The organism is Actinomycetospora aeridis (genome assembly GCF_037400275.1).
Taxonomy (GTDB): Bacteria; Actinomycetota; Actinomycetes; order Mycobacteriales; family Pseudonocardiaceae; genus Actinomycetospora; species Actinomycetospora aeridis.
The window spans coordinates 603,618-624,730 of the sequence record NZ_JBBEGL010000001.1 but is presented as its reverse complement, the minus strand read 5'-3'; the positions used below and the strand labels follow the sequence as shown (position 1 = coordinate 624,730).

Genomic DNA, 21,113 nt, shown 5'->3' with positions numbered 1-21,113 from the left:
AGCCCGGACCGATCAGCCCGGCGTGCGGGGCGGGGCCCCGTGGCACTGCTTGTACTTGCGGCCCGAGCCGCACGGGCACGGCGAGTTGCGGGACGGGGTGTCGGCGCGGCGGGCCTGCTGCGGGTTGGCGCGGCCGCCACCGGTCACGCCGCCCTCGCCCGCAGCATGCCGTGCGGCCTGGCCGTCCTCGTCCGGACCGCTGTAGTTCAGCTCCTGCGGACGCCGGCCGCCGAGGCCCGCGCCGCGGAACGCGTCGGGCACGGCGCTCTGGTCGAGCTGCGAGAGCGCCGGTCCCGCCGCCGTGGCGGGACCGCCGTCCCGGCCGTCGTCCTGCGCGGCCCGCTGCGCCCGGCGGCCGCCCTGCGGGCCCTGCTGCCCGCCGGGACGCTGCGTGGCGGGCGCCGGGCCGCGACCCGGACGGCCCCGTCCGCCGCGCCCCGTCGGGACCTGCCCGGCGGCGGGAGCCGCGGGCGCCTGGGCGGCGGGGGCCTGGGGTGCGCCCCCCGGCTGGCCCGGCAGGCCGGGCGCCACGGGGCTGCCCGGCGCACGCTGCGGCACCGGGATCGCGCTGGTCGGTGCGCCGGTGAGGCGCGGGTCGACGGGGAGCGGCGCGGCGCCCGCCGTCGTCCGGGTCTGGGAGGTGCGCGGGTCGGGCGTGTCCGGGGTGATCGCCGCCTGGACGTTGGTGTCGGTGGACGGGTTCGCCCCCGGCACCGCGTCGACGGGCGCCTGCTCCTCGACCTGGATGGTCAGGTTGAACAGGAACGCGACGGACTCCTCGCGGATGCCCTCCATCATGGAGGTGAACATCTCGAAGCCCTCGCGCTTGTACTCGATCTTCGGATCGCGCTGGGCCATCGCCCGCAGGCCGATGCCCTGCTTGAGGTAGTCCATCTCGTACAGGTGCTCGCGCCACTTGCGGTCGAGCACCGAGAGGACGACCTGGCGCTCCAGCTCGCGCATGCCGCCCTGCGGCGCGATCTGGTCGATCTCGTTCTCGCGCGCGGCGTAGGCGTCGAGCGCGTCCGTCGTGAGCACCTCGACGAGCAGGTCGCGGTCGACGTCGTCGTGCTCCTCGACGACGTCCTCCCACGCCACCCCGACGGGGTAGAGCTGCTTGAGGCCGGTCCAGAGCTTCTCGAGGTCCCAGTCCTCGCTGTAGCCCTCGGAGGTCGCGCCGTCGACGTAGGCCGTGACGACGTCGACGATCATGTTCTGGACCTGGTCGGACAGGTTCTCGCCCTCGAGGACCCGGTGGCGCTCGGCGTAGATCACCGTGCGCTGCTGGTTCATGACCTCGTCGTACTCGAGGATGTCCTTGCGGGCCTCGAAGTTCTGCTGCTCGACCTGGGTCTGGGCGCTGCGGATGGCCCGCGAGACCATCTTGGCCTCGATGGGCATGTCCTCGGGCAGGTTGAACCGGGTCATGATCGACTCGACCATGGCGCCGTTGAACCGGCGCATGAGCTCGTCGCCCAGCGACAGGTAGAACCGCGACTCGCCCGGGTCGCCCTGACGGCCGGAGCGGCCGCGCAGCTGGTTGTCGATGCGCCGCGACTCGTGGCGCTCGGTGCCGAGCACGTAGAGCCCGCCGGCCTCCTTGACCTCCGCGGACTCCCGCTCGACCTCGTCCTTGACCTCGGCCAGCGTGTCGTCCCACGCGGCCTCGTACTCCTCGCGCGTGTCCACCGGGTCGAGGCCCGTCGCGCGCAGGCGCTGGTCGGCGATGAAGTCGGGGTTGCCGCCGAGCACGATGTCGGTGCCGCGGCCGGCCATGTTGGTGGCCACCGTGACCGCCCCGCTGCGGCCGGCCTCGGCGATGATCGAGGCCTCCTGCTCGTGGAACTTGGCGTTGAGCACCGAGTGCGGCACGCCCCGCTCGGTGAGCAGCTTGGCCAGGTACTCGGAGCGCTCGACGCTCGTCGTGCCGATGAGCACCGGCTGGCCGCGCTCGTAGTGCTCGGCGACGTCGTCGGCGACGGCCTCGAACTTGGCGGGCTCGGTCTTGTAGACCAGGTCGGCCTGGTCGACGCGCTGCGGCGGGCGGTTGGTCGGGATGGTGACCACGCCGAGCTTGTAGGTCTTCGACAGCTCCGCCGCCTCGGTCTGGGCGGTACCGGTCATCCCGGAGAGCTTGTCGTAGAGGCGGAAGTAGTTCTGGAGCGTGATCGTGGCCAGCGTCTGGTTCTCGGCCTTGATCTCGACGTTCTCCTTGGCCTCGATGGCCTGGTGGAGCCCCTCGTTGTAGCGGCGGCCCACGAGCACGCGGCCGGTGAACTCGTCGACGATCAGGACCTCGCCGTCGCGGACGATGTAGTCCTTGTCGCGGAGGAAGAGCTCCTTGACCTTGATCGCGTTGTTCAGGTAGCCGACGAGCGGGGTGTTCGCCGCCTCGTAGAGGTTGTCGATGCCGAGCTGGTCCTCGATGAAGGACACGCCCTCCTCGGTGACACCGATCGTCTTCTTCCGCTCGTCCACCTCGTAGTGGACGTCCTTCGTCATCTTCGGCGCGAGGCGCGCGAACTCCGTGTACCAGCGGGCGCTCTGCTCGGCGGGGCCGGAGATGATCAGCGGCGTGCGGGCCTCGTCGATGAGGATCGAGTCGACCTCGTCGACCACCGCGAAGACGTGGCCGCGCTGCACGCACTCCGCCTTCGACCACGCCATGTTGTCGCGCAGGAAGTCGAAGCCGAACTCGTTGTTCGTGCCGTAGGTGATGTCGGCCTGGTAGGCGCGGCGGCGCTCGTCGCTCGGCATCCCCGAGTAGATGGCGCCGACCTCGAGCCCGAGGAAACGGTGCACGCGGCCCATCCACTGCGAGTCGCGCTGGGCCAGGTAGTCGTTGACCGTGACGACGTGCACGGGGTCGCCGGAGATCGCGTTGAGGTACGCGGGCAGCGTCGAGACCAGCGTCTTGCCCTCACCGGTGCGCATCTCGGCGACGTTGCCCTCGTGCAGGGCGGCACCGCCCATGAGCTGCACGGGGTAGTGGAACTGGCCGAGCGTGCGGGAGGCGGCCTCGCGCACGACGGCGAACGTCTCGGGCAGCAGGTCGTCCAGCGACTCGCCCTGGGCGTAGCGCTCGCGGAACTCGTCGGTCTTGCCCCGCAGCTCGTCGTCGGTCAGCTCGGCGATCTCGTCGGCGAACGTGTCGACGTAGTCCGCGATCTTGCCGAGGCGCTTGACCGTGCGCGCCTCGCCGGCGCGCAGCAGTCGGTTCAGGACCACGGTGGTGACCTCGCTCGTCCTCGTCGGCGCCACGGTTCCCCGGGCCCGAGAACGCACCGCGGCGCACACAGCGGCACGGGCCCGTTCCCCATCGTAGGCGCTCGGGGAACGGGCCCTGTGGCCACTGCCCGCTACACCAGCGCGATCACGCCGTACGCGTAGCCGTGACGGCGGTACACGACGCTCGGGCGCCCGCTGGCCTTGTCGGAGAAGAGGAAGAAGTCGTGGCCGACGAGCTCCATCTGCGACAGGGCGTCGTCCACCGTCATCGGTATCGCGTGGTGCTCCTTGTGCCGCACCACCTGGCCGGGCAGGTACTCGTCGATCTCCTCGCCGGCCCCCACGCTGTCGTCGACCGGGAGGCGTGCGGTCGGGACCTCGATCTCCCAGTCCGGCATCTCGGGCATCTCGTGCTCGAGCACCTCCGTCACGGTGGCGGCCTCCGGCGTCGCGAGCCCGCCGGTGGCCCGCGCGACCGAGGTCGGCACGCGGCGTCCGTGGCTCACGCGGCGGCGGTCGTGCGCGCGGCGCATGCGGGCCTCGAGGCGCGCGACGGCCTGGTCCATCGCGCAGTAGAAGTCGGCCGAGCAGCCTTCACCGCGCACGACCGGGCCGCGTCCGCGACCGGTGATCTCCACGCGCTGGCAGTTCTTGGATCGACGGGGGTTCGGCTCGTGGGAGAGCTGGACCTCCATCCGGACGATCTTGTGGTCGTAGCGCTCGAGACGGCCCAGTTTGTCTGCCGTGTGCTCGCGGAAGTGTTGAGGGACCTCGACGTTTCGTCCGCAGACAACGATCTCCAAGACGACCTCCCGGTCTGGGGATACGGTGCGCGGCCCGCTCGTCGGGGAGGGATCGGATCGGCATGCCTCGCCGGGACCGGGACCGCGTCGAAACTGCGTTCGCGCCTCCTGTCGTTCACCGACTCAGGATGTGAGGCGTCACCGTAGTGACAACTCCCGTTCCCATGGAAGGTCCGATCCGTCCGGTGCGACCTCTCGGACGACACCCGGCCGGGCGGTTCACCCCGCGTGTCGGCGTCCGCCCGGGTGACCCGGCGGTTCCCCGCCGGCGCTCACCCGGACGAGCGACCGCCGGCCGCGCGCCCCGGCGACGGTGAGCACCACGACGACGTCGACCGGCCGGCCGGCGGCCGCGAGCAGCCCCGTCGCGGCCCGGGCCGTGGCCCCGGTGGTCAGCACGTCGTCCAGGAGCGCCACCGCGACGCCCGGCGGCGGCAGCCCGCGGGGTCGCAGGCGCAGGTGGCGGGCGAGGTTGTCCGCGCGGGCCGCGGCGTCCAGCCCCACCGCGTCGGCGGCCCCGCGCCCCAGGGCCAGCGCGCGGGACACGCAGGGGACGCCGCCGGTGACCGTACTGCCGGTGCCCGTGCTGCCGGCCACCACCGCCCGGGCCAGCCGCAGCACGTGGTCACCGCCGCGGGCCCGGGCCGCCGCGGGTCGCGACGGCGCCGGGACGAGCGCCGCGGGCGGCACCTCCCCGGCCCGCAGGGCGTCGGCGACCACCGTGGCGAGCGGGCGGGCCAGCTCGCGGCGGCCGCGCTCCTTGTAGGAGAGGAGGACCTCCCGCGCGGAGCCCGCGTACGGGGCGAGCGCGAGCACCGGCGGCAGCCCCGGCACGTCGAGCAGCGCCGGGGTGCGCCACCGGTCGCGGCACGCCGCGCACCAGCGCTCGCCGTCGCGCCCGCACCCGGCGCACGGCGCGGGCAGGAGGAGGTCGGCGAGGGCGAGCAGGGCGGGACGGACGGGCACGCGTCCAGCCTCGGCCCGCCCCGGCCGCGGGGCCAGGACCGGCCCCGCGCCCTGGGGACGCATCCGGACGATGGGGACGGCGTGTGGCGCCGAGCGCGCCCGCGCTAGCCCGGGTAGGCGGGCACGGTGGACGCCCCGAAGCCCGGCACGGCCTGCCAGACGTCGCCGCCCGAGGGGCTCCCGCCGTTGAGGGGCAGGGTCCAGGTGCCGCCCTGGTCGGCGACCACGAGCGGGCGTCCCGGCCGCGCGGCCACCGCCGTCACCGGCGGGGTGAGGTTGGTGGTCGACAGCGACTCGACGTCGAGCCCGTCGACCGAGACCAGCGTGACCGGGCGGTCGGCCCGGTTGCCGACGACGACGAGCTGGTCGGTGCGCGTCCAGCCCAGGTCGAGGACCTGGTCGACCGACTCGGGACGCAGGGAGAAGACCGAGCCCAGGCGGGCCCCGCCGGCGCCGTCTCGCGCGATCGCGCCGACCAGCACCCGCCCCCCGGCCACCAGCGCGATCCGCGACCCGTCCGGGGAGATGCGCAGGGCCGAGATCGAGCCGGAGATCGAGCCGGGAGCGCCCGGCGTCGTGCCCGCCCCGGTCGCGGCCAGGGCCGAGGTGTCCACCGCGACCGGCCGCACGGCCCCGCCGGGCCCCTGCCGGACGGCCCGCACGACGGTGCCGCCGTCGAGCACCGACCACACCTCGGTGCCGTCCGGGGTCCAGGACGGCCGTGCCAGCGACCGGCCCTCGATGCCGCTGGCGGCCAGCTCGGCGCCGCCGACGCCGGTGAGCAGGCGCGCGCGGGTGGCGTTCGGGTCGACGCCGGCGGTGTCCTCGGCGACCACGGCGACGTCGCCCCCGTAGCTCGACGAGGCCGACACGGCCCGGTAGGCGCCCCGACCGGCCGGGCCGCCCGCGGGCTCGCCCGAGAGCAGGCGCAGCCGCCCGCCGTCGGCCACGAGCACCGGCACCTCCGCGTCCCCCGGGCCACCGACCACCGGGTCGACCGGCAGGTCGGGGCGACGCGCGACCTCGGGGGGCAGGCCGGCGAGCGTGTCGCCGACGGTGACCTCCGGGGTCGCGACGAGCAGCGGCTCGCCGTCGACGAGCAGGCGGACCCGCGTGACACCGATGCCGGCGAGCGTCAGCGTCACCTGCTGGGCGATCTCGCGGCGCCGGGGCTCGTCGAGCGGGCCGGTGCGCGACAGGTCGACCACCGCCGTCCCGTCCGGGGTGAGCGTGACGTCGGAGCGCAGGGTCGTGCCGACGGGCAGGGAGCTCACCGCCGCCCCCGCCAGCGCCTCCGACGGCCCGGCGAGCAGGTACTGCAGGGTGCGGGTCGGCACCGACCGGGACGGGCTGGTGGCGAGGTACCGCGGGTCCGAGACCGGGCTCGCCCGCTGCGGGTCGAGGAACCACGCGCGCACCGGACGGGTGTTGGCCCGCAGGTCGGAGCGGCGCACGATCGTGCCCGTCGGCAGCGACGAGATGCGCCACTGGCCGTTCTGCTCGGTGAGGCCCACGTCGACCTCCACCGATCGCGGCCCGGCCACGAACGCGCCCTCCGGGGTGAGCACGCCCAGCGCGGTCGCCCGCACGCGCACCGCGGCCTCGCCGACCAGGCCCGGGCGGTCGGAGAACACGGTGTCGACCTGGTCGTTGACGACGACCGGCGCCGCGCCGTCGTCCCAGGTGCCCGCGGCGGCGGGCGTCAGGAACCCCCGGGCCGCCTGGTGGCGCTCGGCCGTCGACCCCGACGCGAGCACCCAGCCCCGCACGATCTCCAGCGGCCCCGCGTCGCGGGCCGGTCCGGGCGGGGCGGTCGGCTCGGCGGCGTCACCGACCCGGCGCAACACCGTGACGTCCGACGACCCGGGCACCGACGCGCAGCCCGCGAGCACCGCCAGCAGCACGGCGAGGGTCAGGACCGTGCGCGACGACCGGTGCCTCACCGGGTCACCGAGGTGCCGGGGTCGGACGGGGGCGAGGGTGCGGGGAAGACGGGGTCGTCGAGCTCGGGGTCGTAGCCGGTCAGGCCGTCGAGGTCGAGGTCGCCGTCGAGGTCGAGGTCGCCGTCGAGGTCGCTGTCGAGGTCGCTGTCCAGATCGCGGTCGAGGTCGCCGTCGGGACGGTCGCCGTCGGCCCCGTCGCCGTCGGCCCCGTCGCCCTCCTCCGCGCCGGGGGGCGGCAGCGCGGTGCCGGTGGTGGGCGCGGCGTCGTGGATGCCGGGCTCGGCGGCGGCGGGCGCGGCGGCCACGGGCAGCAGCGGCAGGGGGCTGGTGCGCAGGCGCTCGCCGTGGCGCAACGGCAGCGTCAGCCGGAACACCGCGCCGCGGTCGACCTCGCCCCACGCCTGCAGCCACCCGCCGTGCAGGCGGGCGTCCTCGAGGCTGATGGCGAGCCCGAGCCCGGTGCCGCCGCTGCGCCGCTGGCGCGACGGGTCCGCCCGCCAGAACCGGTTGAACACGAGCCCCGCCTCGCCGGGCTTGAGGCCGATGCCGTGGTCGCGCACCACCACCGCCAGCGCGCCCTCGTCGGCGGCCAGCCGGACCTCGATGGGCCGGCTCTCGCCGTGGTCGAGGGCGTTGGCGAGCAGGTTGCGCAGGATGCGCTCGACCCGGCGGGGGTCGACCTCGGCGAGCACGGGCTCGTCGTCGTCACCCAGGTCGAGCAGCAGGGGGGTGTCGGTGGCGTCGACGAGGTGCCGCACGGTCTCGGCGGCCCGGCGCACCACGGCGGCGACGTCGACGACCTCGAGCCCCAGCTCGGCCATCCCCGCGTCGAGGCGGCTGATCTCCAGCAGGTCGGCGAGCAGCACCTCGAAGCGGTCGAGCTCGTCGACGAGCAGCTGCGCCGAGCGCGCCGCGGTGGCGTCGGCGGGGTCGACCTGGGCGTGCAGCACCTCGGCGGCCATCCGCACGGTGGTCAGGGGCGTGCGCAGCTCGTGGCTGACGTCGGAGGTGAACCGGCGCTGGAGCGCCCCGAACTCCTCGAGCTGGCGGATCTGCGACTGGATGCTCGCCGCCATCTCGTTGTACGACTCGGCGAGCCGGGCGACCTCGTCGTCGCCGTGGACGGGCATGCGTTCGTCGAGGTGGCCGTCGGCGAACCGTTCCGCGACGTCGGCGGCCTGCCGGACCGGGCGCACGACCTGCCGCGTGACCACCGACGAGATCCCCGCGAGGAGCACGAGCAGCACCCCGGCCGCGAGCGCGAGCGTGCTCTGGACGAGCGCGAGCGTGCGCTGCTCGGCCGAGAGCGGGAAGAGCAGGTAGAGCTGCAGGTTGCGCCCCGCGGTGCGCACGGGCTGGCCGACCACGAGCGTCGGCACCGGCGCCGCCTGGCCCGCGGAGGCGACCGTGAGGTACTTCGTCGCGAGGAAGCCCTGCAGGACGGGCGCGCGCAGCTGCGGCGGGATGACCTGGGCGGGGCCGGCGCTGACCTCGCCGGTGGAGCCGCCCGACACCGTCGGCAGCGCGCCCGGCACCGAGCCGAGGGTGTCCGAGCCCGCGATGAGCACCGCGTCGAACGCGCCGGCGTCGCTCGTGGGGTCGCTGCCGCGCGTCACGCCGTTCGACCCGGCGTCCTGGCCGCTGGTGGACAGCCGGTCGAGGACGTCGTCGAGCACCGCCTGGGCGCCGTCGCGGTCCGGATCGATGCGGGCGAGGTCACGCTCGAGGGCCTGGCGGGAGATGTCGGCCTGGATGAGGGCGGCCTGCTCCTTGCCCTGGACGAGCCGGTCGGCGATCTGGGTCTGCAGCACGAGCCCGAGCACGGCGACCACGACGATCGACATCGCGAGTGTCGAGAGCACCACCCGCAGCTGCATCGAGCGTCGCCACAGCACGCGGACCTGGCCGACCCGCTCGGCGGCGAACCGGTCGAGGCGGCGCCGGACGCCGGTCAGCAGGGATGTCATGGGAGGGGCACGCCGATCAGGGTGGGCCGGCCTTGTACCCCACCCCGCGCACCGTCAGCACGACCTCGGGGTGCTCGGGGTCGACCTCGACCTTCGAGCGCAGCCGCTGGACGTGCACGTTGACCAGCCGGGTGTCGGCGGCGTGGCGGTAGCCCCACACCTGCTCGAGCAGCACCTCGCGGGTGAACACCTGGCGCGGCTTGCGCGCGAGCGCCACCAGCAGGTCGAACTCCAGCGGCGTGAGTGGCACCGTGCGCCCGTCGCGGCGCACCTGGTGGGCCGGGACGTCGATGGTGACGTCGCCGATCTGCATCTGCTCGGCGGGCTCGGAGGGGAACTGCCGCAGCCGCGCCCGGATGCGCGCGACGAGCTCCTTGGGCTTGAACGGCTTGACCACGTAGTCGTCCGCGCCGGACTCCAGCCCGAGCACCACGTCCACGGTGTCGGTCTTCGCGGTCAGCATGACCACCGGCACCCCGGACTCCGCGCGGATGGCCCGGCACACGTCGATGCCGTTCATGCCCGGGAGCATCAGGTCGAGCAGCACGAGGTCGGGCGCGCTCTCGCGCAGGGCGGGCAGGGCGGCGGGCCCGTCGTTGACCACCGTGGTCTCGAAGCCCTCGCCCTCGAGGACGATCGTCAGCATCTCCGCCAGCGAGGCGTCGTCGTCCACCACGAGGATCCGCGAGCTCATGTCTCAATGGTGTCACTTCTCACCGACGATCCGGAGGCGATCCCGCGCGACGTTCCGTCTCCGAGTCGTTCTGCGACCACCGACTCAGCCGTTCGGGTGAGCGCCGCGCGCCCCTCCTCGGCCCCGACCACGGACCAGGGCGCGAGCCATGTCCGCGCGACGAGCTCGTCGTACACCTGCGCACACCGCGCTTGGAGGGCGGCGTCGGACTCGTACCCGTCAGGAGTACGCGACGGATCCGCGGCGGCGCGCTCGCGGACGCGCCGCGCGGCGAGATCCCCGGGGACGCGGACCAGCACCTGGGCGTCGGGCACCGGCACGCCGAGCCGCGCGATCTCCAGCGCCCGCACCCACGCGACGAACCCGCCGTCCGCGTCCTCCTCCTGCCGCGCGGCCCCGTAGGCGGCGTTGGACGCGACGTAGCGGTCGACGAGGACGAGGTCGTGGGCGTCCCTCGCCGCGCGCAGCTCCGGCGCGGCACCGGACCGGTCGAGCGCGAACAGCACGGCCATCGCGTGCACCGAGGACCGCAGGTCGCCGTGCGCGCCGTGCAGGGCCTCGCCCGCCAGGGCGGCGTGGACGTCGGCGTCGTAGCGCGGGAAGGCGAACGTGCCGACCGTGGCCCCACGACGGGCGGCGGCGTCGGCGAGCGCGGCGACCAGCGTCGCCTTACCCGCGCCGTCGAGTCCCTCGACGGCCACCATCACGCCCACGCCGAGACCTTATGCGGGAGCCCCGTGCGTTCTGAGCGAAGGGCACCTTCGCTCGGATCGGGTGGGGATACCTGTCGCGAGACGGTCGCCGAGATGGAGATCAGCCCCCGCCACCCCCGGCCCCCAACACCCGGAACGACCGAAGGGCCCCTTCGCTCGGAAGAATCGAGCGAAGGGGCCCTTCGGTCAGTGCGGGACGGCGCCCCGCCCGCGATCACTCGGTGATCAACGGGGAGTTCGGACGCCTAGAAGCTGCGAACAGCGCGTTCGCTGCTCACCGCCGGGCGCGCCGCCTCAGTAGCGGTAGTGATCCGGCTTGTACGGGCCCTCGACGTCGACGCCGATGTACTCGGCCTGCTCCTTGGTGAGCTTGGTCAGCTCCGCGCCGAGCGCCTCGACGTGGACCTTCGCGACCTTCTCGTCCAGGTGCTTGGGCAGGCGGTACACGCCGATCGGGTACTCACCGGGCTTGGTGAAGATCTCGATCTGCGCGATCGTCTGGTTCGCGAACGAGTTCGACATGACGAAGCTCGGGTGGCCGGTGGCGTTCCCGAGGTTCAGCAGCCGGCCCTCGCTCAGCAGGATGATCGAGTGGCCGTCCTCGAACTTCCACTCGTCGACCTGCGGCTTGATGTTGATCCGGTTGGCGCCGGACTTCTCGAGCTTCTCGACCTGGATCTCGTTGTCGAAGTGGCCGATGTTGCCCAGGATCGCCTGGTGCTTCATCCGCTTCATGTGGTCGAGGGTGACGATGTCCTTGTTGCCGGTCGTCGTGATGACGATGTCGGCCTCCTCGATGACGTTCTCGAGGACGTTGACGTCGTAGCCCTCCATGAGCGCCTGGAGCGCGCAGATCGGGTCGGTCTCGGTGACCGTCACGCGGGCGCCCTGGCCACGCAGCGACTCGGCCGAGCCCTTGCCGACGTCACCGAAGCCGCAGATCACGGCCTTCTTGCCGGAGATCAGCACGTCGACGGCACGGTTGATGCCGTCCACCAGCGAGTGCCGGCAGCCGTACTTGTTGTCGAACTTCGACTTCGTGACCGAGTCGTTGACGTTGATCGCCGGGAAGAGCAGCTTGTCCTGGTCGAAGAACTCGTACAGGCGGTGGACGCCCGTCGTGGTCTCCTCGGTGACGCCCTTGATGCCGGACGCGACCTTGGTCCAGTGCTGCGGGTCGTCGGAGAGGCTGCGGCGCAGCGTCTCGAGCACGACCTGGTACTCGGCGGGGTCCTCGGCGGTGACGCTCGGGACGACGCCGGCCTTCTCGAACTCGACACCCTTGTGGACGAGCATCGTGGCGTCGCCACCGTCGTCCAGGATCATGTTCGGGCCGCGGGTCTCGGAGTCCTTCCACGCGAGCATCTGCTCGGCGCACCACCAGTACTCCTCCAGCGTCTCGCCCTTCCAGGCGAAGCAGGAGATGCCCTTCGGCTGCTCCGGGGTGCCGTGCGGGCCGACGACGACCGCGGCGGCCGCGTGGTCCTGGGTGGAGAAGATGTTGCAGGAGGCCCAGCGGACCTCGGCGCCCAGCTCCACCAGGGTCTCGATGAGGACGGCGGTCTGCACCGTCATGTGCAGCGAGCCGGAGATGCGCGCACCGTGCAGCGGCTTGGCCTCCGCGTACTCCCGGCGCAGCGCCATCAGACCGGGCATCTCGTGCTCGGCCAGCCGGATCTCCCGGCGCCCGAAGTCGGCCTCGCTGAGGTCGGCTACGGCGAAGTCGATGCCGTTCTTCTCGGCGTACTTCTCGTTGACGGTGCCCACTGCGTTCGTCATGACTCCTCGTCTTCTCGGGTGTGTCGGCGGCGGCGGACCGTGGTCTCGCCCGACCCTGCGGTGCGTCTCGACCGGTGGACGGGACACACCGGGAGGTCACGGGCTGGAGCGCACGGTTCACCACCATCCACAGGCGCCCTTGCGATGGTGCGGACCACTGCCGAGCGTGGCGGATGCCCCGCGGGACGTCCGTTGCAGCGCCACTCGACAGCTTCCGTTCGCACGAGGTGTGCGATCGATGCCGTGGAAGGAAGTCCAGCACAGGCCCCATGGACGGTCAACCGGAACGCGCCGCGACCGGGGCCGCTCGCCCGCGTCCGGTGACCCGTCCGCGCAGGTCTGGTCCGGAACGCCACGGAGTGCGTCAGCCGGGTCACACTGCGCATCCCGATTCCGGCGAGGGGGTGATTCCGGGCGCCGGTCCGTAGGATGCGTGACCGGAACCACAGGGACCGACCCAGAAGACCAGGCATCCAGGAGGCCACGGACGTGCTCGGACAGATGCAGGACTACCCACTCGCCCTGCCGCACGTGTTCCACCGCGCCGAGCAGCTCTTCGCCCACAAGCCGATCGTCGGCGTCGGCGCGGGCGGCACGGTGCACCGGACCGACTACGCGACCTGGGCCCAGCGGGTCCGGCGTGCCGCGGCGGCGCTCGACGCGCTCGGCGTCTCCGCCGAGGGCCGCGTGGGCACGTTCAGCTGGAACAGCCCGGCGCACCTCGAGCTCTACTTCGCGGTGCCGTGCAGCGGCCGCGTGCTGCACACGCTGAACATCCGGCTGTTCACCGAGCAGCTGATCTACATCGCGAACCACGCCGAGGACGAGGTCGTCTTCGTCGACCGGTCGCTGCTGCCGCAGTTCTGGCCGCACGTCGACGAGATGACGACGGTGCGCAAGGTCATCGTGATCAACGACGGCGCCGACACCGCGATCCCCGACGACGAGCGCATCCTCGACTACGACGAGCTGCTCGAGTCGGTGGAGCCGTTCGCCGGCCGCTTCGAGATCGCGGACGAGAACCAGGCCGCCGCGATGTGCTACACGTCGGGCACCACCGGCAACCCCAAGGGCGTCGTCTACTCGCACCGCAGCTCGGTGCTGCACTCCATCGCGGTGCTCATGGCCGACGTCGCCGGGCTCGTCGAGCGCGACACCCTGCTGCCGATCGTGCCGATGTTCCACGCCAACGCCTGGGGCACGCCGTACGCGGCGGTGTTCGCCGGCTCCTCGATCGTCTTCCCGGGGCCGAACATGACCCCCAAGGCGATCGCCGGCATCCTGCGCGACCACCACATCACGGTCACCGCCGGTGTCCCGACGATCTGGATGGGCGTCCTGCCCGAGCTCTCCGAGGGCGACCTGCCCGACCTGCGCCTGCTGCTCTGCGGCGGGTCGGCGGTGCCGAAGTCGCTGTCCGAGGCGTGGCGCCAGAAGATCGGCCTGCCCATCACGCAGGCGTGGGGCATGACCGAGACCAGCCCGATCGCGACCACCGGCGTCCTCAAGAGCGTCCACGACGGCCTGTCCGACGACGAGCTCGCCGACGTGCGGGCCACCGCCGGCACCCCGTCGCCGCTGGTCGACCTGCGCATCTGCGACCCGGACTCCGGCGAGGTCCTGCCCTGGGACGGCGAGACCTCGGGCGAGCTGCAGGCGGCCGGGCCGTGGATCGCGGCCTCGTACTACGGCAACGAGGACGGCGGCAAGCAGTTCACCGAGGACGGCTGGCTCAAGACCGGGGACGTCGCGGTGATCGACCGCTACGGCTACGTCAAGCTCGTCGACCGCACCAAGGACCTCGTCAAGTCCGGTGGTGAGTGGATCTCCTCGGTGGACCTCGAGAACGAGATCATGTCGATGGAGGGCGTCGCCGAGGCCGCGGTCATCGCGATCCCCGACGAGAAGTGGTCGGAGCGCCCGCTGGCGTGCGTCGTGCCGAAGCAGGGCGTCGAGCTGACCCGCGAGGCGGTGCTCGAGCACATCGCGACCCGCGTCGCGAAGTGGCAGGTGCCCGACGACGTCGTGTTCATCGACGAGGTGCCCAAGACCTCGACGGGCAAGTTCTCGAAGAAGACGCTGCGCGAGAAGTTCGCCGGCCACCAGGCGCCCGCGAAGGCCTGAGCGACGACAGCGCCCCCGGAGCCCGAGGCTCCGGGGGCGCTGTCGTGTGCGGGACTACTGCGGCTGGGTCGGCGGGGCGCTCGGGCCGCCGCCCGGGTTGGTCACCGAGGCCTCCTCGCCGCGCTCGCGCTTGCCGAGCACGGAGTTGCGGCGCGAGTAGGCGAAGTAGATGACCACGCCCAGGACCATCCAGACGATGAACCGGATCCAGGTCTCGACGGTCAGGTTGATCATCAGCCAGAGGCAGCAGATCACCGCGAGGGTGGCCACCAGGGGCAGGGCCTTGACGGTGAAGCCGCGCGGCAGGTCCGGGCGCCGGCGGCGCAGGTAGACCGTGCCCACCGCCACCAGCACGAACGCGAACAGCGTGCCGATGTTGACCATCGACTCGAGCTCGTCGATCGGGAAGAAGCCGGCGAGCACGGCGCAGAGCGTGCCGATGATGATCGTGATCTTCACCGGGGTGCCGCGGGAGCCCGTCTGGGCGAGGTTGCGCGGGAGCAGCCCGTCGCGGCTCATCGCGTAGAAGACGCGGCTCTGGCCGAGCATGAGCACCATGACCACGGTGGTGAGGCCGGCGAGGGCACCGATCGAGATGACCGTCGAGGCCCAGTTCGCGCCGACGAGCGAGAACGCCGTCGCCAGGGTCGCGCTCTCCTCGCTGCCGGGCGGGGTGGAGAGCTGGGTGTAGTTGACCATCCCCACCAGCACGAGCGAGACGGCGACGTAGAGGATCGTGACGACGCCGAGCGAGCCGAGGATCCCGCGGGGCAGGTCCTTCTGGGGGTTCTTGGTCTCCTCGGCGGTGGTCGACACCGCGTCGAAGCCGATGAAGGCGAAGAACACGAGCGAGGCGCCGGCGAGCAGGCCGTAGATGCCGAAGTTCGACCCGTCGCTGCCCGCGATCAGCGACAGCAGCGACGCGTCGCCCCCGCCGCCGCTGGAGCGCTCGCCCCCGGGCGGCGGGATGAACGGCGAGTAGTTCTGGGCCTTGACGTAGAACAGGCCGACCACGATGACGAGCAGCACCACGAGCACCTTGACCGAGGTGATGATCGTCGAGACCCGGCTCGAGAGCTTGATGCCCATGACGAGGACCACCGTCAGGGCGGCGATCACGAGGACCGCGCCCCAGTCGAAGGTCACCGGACCGACCTCGAAGGAGGCGGCAGTGCTGCTGCCGCCGAACAGCTCACCCAGGTACTGCGCCCAGCTCTTCGAGACCACCGCGGCGCCGAGGGCGTACTCGAGGACGAGGTCCCAGCCGATGATCCAGGCGATGAACTCGCCGAACGTCGCGTAGGAGAACGTGTAGGCGCTGCCGGCCACCGGCACCGTCGAGGCGAACTCGGCGTAGCAGAGGCCGGCGAACCCGCAGGCGATCGCGGCGATCACGAACGAGATCGCGATGGCCGGTCCGGTGATGTCACCGGCGACGCGCGCCGTGATGGTGAAGACGCCGGCACCGATGAGGACCGCGACACCGAAGACGGTGAGGTCGAAGGCACCGAGCTCGCGCCGGAGCTTGCTGCCCGGCTCGTCGGTGTCGGCGATGGACTGTTCCACCGACTTGGTCCGGAAGAGCCCGCCTTGCGGCTGGGTCGACGTCATGGGCACTCCTGAAGGTCCGACCGGTCGGTCCGTGGTCGGGCGGGACCTTACGCCCGGGAACCCCGCCGATGAGTACGCAGACGACCGAATCCGTGACGGCGTGTTCACCTCGCTGGGCCGAGCGGACGTGCTCCGGCGTCCGCCCGGTGGAGATCAGCGGGAGATCAGCGGGGAGTCGGGTCGAGTGCCTCGTCGACGGGTCCGGCGTCGGAGCGGTCGAGGTCGGGCTCGAGGTAGACCAGCCGCGCCTCGGGCACGGCGGCGCGCAGCCGGGCCTCGGCGTGGTCGATCGCCTCGGCCACCGTCTCGGTGGGCAGCGACGACGAGACCGCGATCTTCGCGGCGACGAGCAGCTCCTCGGGACCGAGGTACTGGGTGCGCAGGTGGATGACGCGCTCCACGGGGCCGCCGACCAGCGAGTCGGTGATCGTGCGGACCAGCGGCGGGCTCGCACCCTCGCCGATCAGCAGGCTCTTCGTCTCCACGATGAGGATGATCGCGATGACCCCGAGCAGGATGCCGATGCAGATCGTGCCCACCGCGTCCCAGATCGGGTCGCCGGTCAGCGTCGAGAGCCCCACGCCGCCCAGGGCGAGGACGAGCCCGATCAGCGCGCCGGTGTCCTCGAGCAGCACGACCGGCAGCTCCGGGTTCACCGACTGGCGGATGAAGCCCCACCACGTCGCGTCGCCCTTGAGCTCGCGGGACTCGTGCACCGCGGTGCGGAAGCTGAACCCCTCGAGCACGATCGCGACGACGAGGATGACCACCGCGACGATCGGGGACGTCAGCTCCTCGTGCGACGAGAGCTTATGGATGCCCTCGTAGATCGCGAACACCGAGCCGAGGCTGAACAGCAGCAGCGCCACGACGAACGAGTAGAAGAACCGGTCGCGGCCGAAGCCGAACGGGTGCTCCGGCGTCGCGGCGCGCTTGGCCCGCTTGCGCCCCAGCAGCAGCAGGCCCTGGTTGCCGGTGTCGGCGACCGAGTGGACGCTCTCGGCGAGCATCGAGGACGAGCCCGTGATGACGAAGCCGACGAACTTGGCCACGGCGATGCCGGCGTTGGCGGCCAGCGCGGCGATGATCGCCTTGCCGCCTCCGGATGCGGACACGGGGCACCTCCTGGGGATGGACTCGGCCGGGACGGATTTCGGGCGGTGTGTGAGTGCGGGGTGAAATCTACTGCCCGTCGCCCAGCCCGTCCGCAGCGGCGAACGCGAGCGCCGGGCCGTCCACCGCGCCGATCGTCACCGGCCCGTCGCACGCCGGCACCCAGGCGGCGGTGCCCCGGCCGACCTCCTGGGTCTGCCCCCGCGACGTGCTCACCCGCACGGTCCCCTCGACGGTGACGACGATCCGGGGGCCCTCGATGCCGAGGTCGGCGTCCTTCTCCTCGGTGCCGTCGAAGGAGCAGCGGGCCAGGCTGAAGTACTCGGACGGCGTGAACCGCGTGACCGGGCCGGTCCCCTCCCCGGGCAGCAGGGTCGGCGCCCCGGGCGCGAAGTCCAGCACCCGCAGCAGCTCGGGGACGTCGACGTGCTTCGGGGTCAGCCCGCAGCGCAGCACGTTGTCGGAGTTCGCCATGAGCTCGACCCCGGCGCCGGCCAGGTACGAGTGCGGCGAGCCGGCCGGCTGGTAGAGGCACTCCCCCGGGGCCAGCGCGACGCGGTTCAGCAGCAGCGCGGCGAGGACGCCCGCGTCACCGGGGTAGCGCTCGCCGAGGTCGAGCAGCGTGCGCGCCTCGGTGGTGAACTCGCCGTGCCCGCGGGCGTGGGCGACGCACCCGTCGAGCAGGGCGGGCACCAGCTCGTCGACGGCGCGCTGCGGCAGCGTGATCCACGTGGTGAACAGCGCCCGCAGGCCGTCGGCGTCGGGCTGGGCGGCGAGGAGCTCGGTGTGGTGGTCGAGGGCGCGCACGTCGAGCGCCCGCAGCAGCCGGACGGTCTCGGCGGGCTCGCGGAACCCGGCCAGCGCGTGGAACTCCGTGAGCGCGCACAGGAGCTCGGGCTTCGGCAGCGGGTCCGGGTAGTTGCGCTCGGCGGCCGTGCGCGGCACCCCTGCCGCCTCCTCGCGCGCGTAGCCCGCGGCGGCCTGCTCGGCCGACGGGTGCGCCTGCAGGCTCAGCGGCTCCTCGGCCGCCAGCACCTTGAGCAGATAGGGCAGGCGGTCCGACCAGCGTTGCCGGCGCCCGGGCCCGAGCGTGCCCGTCGGGTCGTCGCGCAGGGCGTCGACCAGGGTGCGGTCGCCGCCGGTCAACCGGGACGGCTCGTCACGGTGCGCGCCGAGCCACAGCTCGGCCTGCGGGTGGGGTGACGGGACCGGATCGCCGAGCAGCTCGGCGAGGTGCGTGCGCGACCCCCACGTGTACGTGCGCACGCTGCCCCTCAGGACCTCCACCTGTTCCTGCCTCCGTGTCGTGACCGCGCCGAGCGCGGATCAGGTCCGGACCCCGGTCGCCCGCGCCCCGAGGGCCAGACCGAGGTAGACCGCGGTGAAGTCGAGCCGGGTGGCCAGCACGGCCGCGCGCAGCGCGTCCGGCGCGGGCCCCTCCCCGGCCAGGTCGACGTCGTCGATCTCGAGGACGTCCGCGCCCGGGTGGCGGGCACCGACGTCGCTGACCAGCCGGCGCGTCATGAGGTCCTCACGCACCGCCAGCAGGACCAGCCGCGGCGGCGGTGCCGCCGGGGCCGGGTCGTCGAAGGGGTCGGCGAAGATCGACGCCTCCCCGGAGCTCTCGACCAGCCGCGCCCGCAGCGCCGGCTGGGCGGCGGCCGCGGCCGCGGTGGTGGCCTGGGCGACGACGCCCGCGTGCGTGGCCAGCACCGTCGCCCCGTAGCCGGAGAGCAGGCCCGCGACCGGGTCGGCACCCCACAGCAGCGGCGTGCGCTCGGCCAGGCGCAGGGCCAGGCTCTTGGCCGGGTTGACGAACGCCTCCCCGCGCGGGCCGTCGCGCTCGGCTTCGGCGTCGAGGCGGTCGGCGAGATCGTCGAGGTCGAGGTCGAGCAGGTCGAGCGCGCGGGCCACGGCCAGGCCGGTGGCGAGCACGGTGGCGGTGTCGAGGCCGTCGGCGTCCTCGCCGGGCACCGCGAGCGTCAGGCGCGGCGTGACCGCGAGCGCGCGACCCGCGCCCGCGGCGGCCGCCGGCCCCTCGGCCGGGCCGGCGAGCACGACGTGCGCGCCGCGGCGCACCGCCCGGTGGACCGCCTCGGCGACGTCGGCCTCGACCGGGTCGCCCTCCCGCCCGCGGTGGGTGCCCACGACGACGTCGAGCGGGCCGAGCCACGGCGGCGCGACCCCGCTGACGATCACCGGGAGCGGCGCCGTCGGGGTGATCAGCGCGGCCATGAGGCGGCAGGCCGACTCGGTGGTGCCGGGCCGGGTCAGCAGCACGAGCGCGCGGGGGCGCAGGCCCGCGAGCTCGGTGAACACGCCGGCCTCACGGGCCGCCTCCGCGGTTGCCCGCACCTGGGCGCCCGCCGTCGCGACCGCGCGCAGGATGCCGTCGTGGTCGGCGGCGAGCAGGCGGGTCTCGTCGGAGAGCAGGGCGTCGTCGAGCATCACGCCTCACCCCTGCCGGTCGTTCGACTCCGGTCCCCCGGTCGCCTCGGACAGCAGGAGCACCGGGATACCGTCCGTGACCGGGTAGCGCCGGTCGCAGACGGTGCAGGTCAGCACGGGGCTGACCGCGTCGTCGGCGTCCTCGGGCGTGCCCGGGCGCAGCGCCCCGTGATCGGGCGCGGGGCACGCGAGAATCTCGAGCAGGTCGTCGTCCAGACCGAGCGGCATGTGCGGTCTCCTCCCCGGTCGGTTCAGCCTCGGACGAGGTCGAGGACCTCGTCGCGCAGCGCGGCCACGGCGTCGTCGTCGGCGGCCTCGACGTTGAGCCGCAGCAGCGGCTCGGTGTTGGACGGGCGCAGGTTGAACCACGAGCCCGGCTGGTCTCCTGTGGCCGGGAGCGTGACGGTCAGACCGTCCAGGTCGTCGGTGGTGACGCCGTCGCGGTCGCCGAAGGTCTGCTCGACCTCGGCCATCACCGCGCGCGGGTCGTCGACCGTGGAGTTGATCTCGCCGGACGCCGCGTAGCGCGAGTACTGCGCCATGAGCTCCGAGAGCGGCCGGTCCTGCTCGCCCAGGGCCGCGAGCACGTGCAGGGCCGCGAGCATCCCCGAGTCGGCGCGCCAGAAGTCGCGGAAGTAGTAGTGCGCCGAGTGCTCGCCGCCGAACACGGCGTCGGTCTCGGCCATCGTGCCCTTGATGAACGAGTGCCCGACCCGCGAGCGCACCGGCGTCCCGCCGGCCTCGGTGACGATCTCGGGCACGGCGCGCGAGGTGATCAGGTTGTGGATGATCGTCGAGCCGGGGTGCTTCGCCAGCTCGCGGCTCGCGACCAGCGCGGTGATCGCGCTGGGGCTGACGGCGTCGCCCTTCTCGTCCACGAGGAACACGCGGTCGGCGTCACCGTCGAAGGCGAGCCCGGCGTCCACCCGGCCGAGGGTGATGACCTTGCGCTGCAGGTCGCGCAGGTTGTCCGGGTCGAGCGGGTTGGCCTCGTGGTTGGGGAACGAACCGTCGAGCTCGAAGTAGAGCGGCTCGACCTCGATCGGCAGCGGGTCCAGCACCGCGGGCACCGTGTACCCGGCCATGCCGTTGCCCGCGTCGACCACCACCGAGAGCGACCGGACGCCCGCGAGGTCGACCAGCGAGCGTAGGAACGCGGCGTAGTCCTCGAGCATGTCGCGCTGCGTGACCTCGCCGCGCTCGCCCGCGTCCGCGCCGGAGGTCACCTCGCCGGGTCCGCGGTCGAGCAGCGCGGCGATCTCGTCGAGTCCGGAGTCCTGCCCCACCGGAGCCGCACCCGCGCGGCAGAGCTTGATGCCGTTGTAGGTCGCCGGGTTGTGGCTCGCGGTGAACATCGCGCCCGGCATCTCGAGGGCACCCGAGGCGTAGTAGAGCATGTCGGTGCTGGCCAGACCGATGGCGACCACGTTCACCCCCAGCGCCGTGACGCCCTCGGCGAAGGCGTCGGCGAGCTCGGGCGAGGACTCCCGCATGTCGTGGGCGACGACGATGCCCTTGCCCCCGCCGAGGCCGGACCCGGTGCCCTTCGCGTCCTCGTCCTGCAGCACGTGGGCGAACGCGGCCCCCACGTCGCGCACGAAGGCCGCGTCGAGCTGACTGCCCACCAGGCCGCGGATGTCGTAGGCCTTCACGACCTGGTCGATCACCTGGGCCCGGTCGGGCGCGGTGCCCTGCTGTGTCCCCTGCTGCGCCACGTCGCCAGC

Annotated in this window: 15 protein-coding genes; 1 reads left to right on the top strand and 14 read right to left on the bottom strand. The window is 73.1% G+C overall.

Going from position 1 to position 21,113, the window contains the following annotated elements:
* Nucleotides 1-12: 12 nt before the first annotated feature.
* The 8 genes from secA to ahcY form a co-directional block, all read right to left on the bottom strand.
* Nucleotides 13-3,228, bottom strand: a complete 3,216-nt coding sequence (gene secA, locus WCD41_RS02955) for a preprotein translocase subunit SecA (RefSeq protein ID WP_337711878.1) — start codon at nt 3,226-3,228, stop codon at nt 13-15.
* Between the two features lie 131 nt (nt 3,229-3,359).
* A complete protein-coding gene (gene hpf, locus WCD41_RS02950; protein WP_337711877.1) occupies nt 3,360-4,031 on the bottom strand; it encodes a ribosome hibernation-promoting factor, HPF/YfiA family in 672 nt (223 codons plus the stop codon).
* Between the two features lie 219 nt (nt 4,032-4,250).
* Nucleotides 4,251-4,997: a ComF family protein gene (locus WCD41_RS02945; protein ID WP_337711876.1), complete on the bottom strand. Its 747-nt coding sequence runs from the start codon at nt 4,995-4,997 to the stop codon at nt 4,251-4,253.
* Between the two features lie 104 nt (nt 4,998-5,101).
* Nucleotides 5,102-6,940: an LpqB family beta-propeller domain-containing protein gene (locus tag WCD41_RS02940; protein ID WP_337711875.1), complete on the bottom strand. Its 1,839-nt coding sequence runs from the start codon at nt 6,938-6,940 to the stop codon at nt 5,102-5,104.
* Nucleotides 6,937-8,907, bottom strand: a complete 1,971-nt coding sequence (gene mtrB, locus WCD41_RS02935) for an MtrAB system histidine kinase MtrB (protein ID WP_337711874.1) — start codon at nt 8,905-8,907, stop codon at nt 6,937-6,939. Before mtrB ends, WCD41_RS02940 begins: the two co-directional genes overlap by 4 nt.
* A 16-nt stretch (nt 8,908-8,923) precedes the next feature.
* Nucleotides 8,924-9,601: an MtrAB system response regulator MtrA gene (gene mtrA / locus WCD41_RS02930; RefSeq protein WP_337711873.1), complete on the bottom strand. Its 678-nt coding sequence runs from the start codon at nt 9,599-9,601 to the stop codon at nt 8,924-8,926.
* The gene (locus WCD41_RS02925) at nt 9,598-10,314 is read right to left on the bottom strand and encodes a dTMP kinase (protein ID WP_337711872.1); all 717 of its coding nucleotides are present in this window, start codon (nt 10,312-10,314) and stop codon (nt 9,598-9,600) included. The genes mtrA and WCD41_RS02925 overlap by 4 nt, the downstream gene beginning before the upstream one ends.
* 294 nt (nt 10,315-10,608) lie before the next feature.
* Nucleotides 10,609-12,093 carry an adenosylhomocysteinase gene (gene ahcY / locus WCD41_RS02920; protein WP_337711871.1) on the bottom strand — a complete coding sequence of 495 codons (1,485 nt, stop codon included), beginning with the start codon at nt 12,091-12,093 and terminating at the stop codon, nt 10,609-10,611.
* Nucleotides 12,094-12,582: 489 nt separating this feature from the next.
* On the opposite strand from ahcY, the gene WCD41_RS02915 reads away from it, so the two are divergent.
* Nucleotides 12,583-14,217 carry a long-chain fatty acid--CoA ligase gene (locus WCD41_RS02915; protein ID WP_337711870.1) on the top strand — a complete coding sequence of 545 codons (1,635 nt, stop codon included), beginning with the start codon at nt 12,583-12,585 and terminating at the stop codon, nt 14,215-14,217.
* Nucleotides 14,218-14,271: 54 nt separating this feature from the next.
* Here WCD41_RS02915 and WCD41_RS02910 read toward each other — a convergent pair whose 3' ends face one another.
* The 6 genes from WCD41_RS02910 to WCD41_RS02885 form a co-directional block, all read right to left on the bottom strand.
* Nucleotides 14,272-15,828 carry an amino acid permease gene (locus WCD41_RS02910; RefSeq protein WP_337711869.1) on the bottom strand — a complete coding sequence of 519 codons (1,557 nt, stop codon included), beginning with the start codon at nt 15,826-15,828 and terminating at the stop codon, nt 14,272-14,274.
* Nucleotides 15,829-15,992: 164 nt separating this feature from the next.
* Entirely contained in the window at nt 15,993-16,943 is a 951-nt protein-coding gene (locus WCD41_RS02905) for a cation diffusion facilitator family transporter (protein WP_337711868.1), read from the bottom strand.
* A 67-nt stretch (nt 16,944-17,010) separates the two neighbouring features.
* Complete coding sequence (gene manA, locus WCD41_RS02900) at nt 17,011-18,228, bottom strand: mannose-6-phosphate isomerase, class I (protein WP_337711867.1); 1,218 nt, start codon at nt 18,226-18,228, stop codon at nt 17,011-17,013.
* A gap of 39 nt (nt 18,229-18,267) precedes the next feature.
* The gene (locus tag WCD41_RS02895; protein ID WP_337711866.1) at nt 18,268-19,389 is read right to left on the bottom strand and encodes a hypothetical protein; all 1,122 of its coding nucleotides are present in this window, start codon (nt 19,387-19,389) and stop codon (nt 18,268-18,270) included.
* A 6-nt stretch (nt 19,390-19,395) separates the two neighbouring features.
* Nucleotides 19,396-19,617 carry a Trm112 family protein gene (locus tag WCD41_RS02890; protein WP_337711865.1) on the bottom strand — a complete coding sequence of 74 codons (222 nt, stop codon included), beginning with the start codon at nt 19,615-19,617 and terminating at the stop codon, nt 19,396-19,398.
* Nucleotides 19,618-19,640: 23 nt separating this feature from the next.
* Complete coding sequence (locus tag WCD41_RS02885; RefSeq protein WP_337711864.1) at nt 19,641-21,104, bottom strand: phosphomannomutase/phosphoglucomutase; 1,464 nt, start codon at nt 21,102-21,104, stop codon at nt 19,641-19,643.
* Between the last annotated feature and the right edge of the window lie 9 nt (nt 21,105-21,113).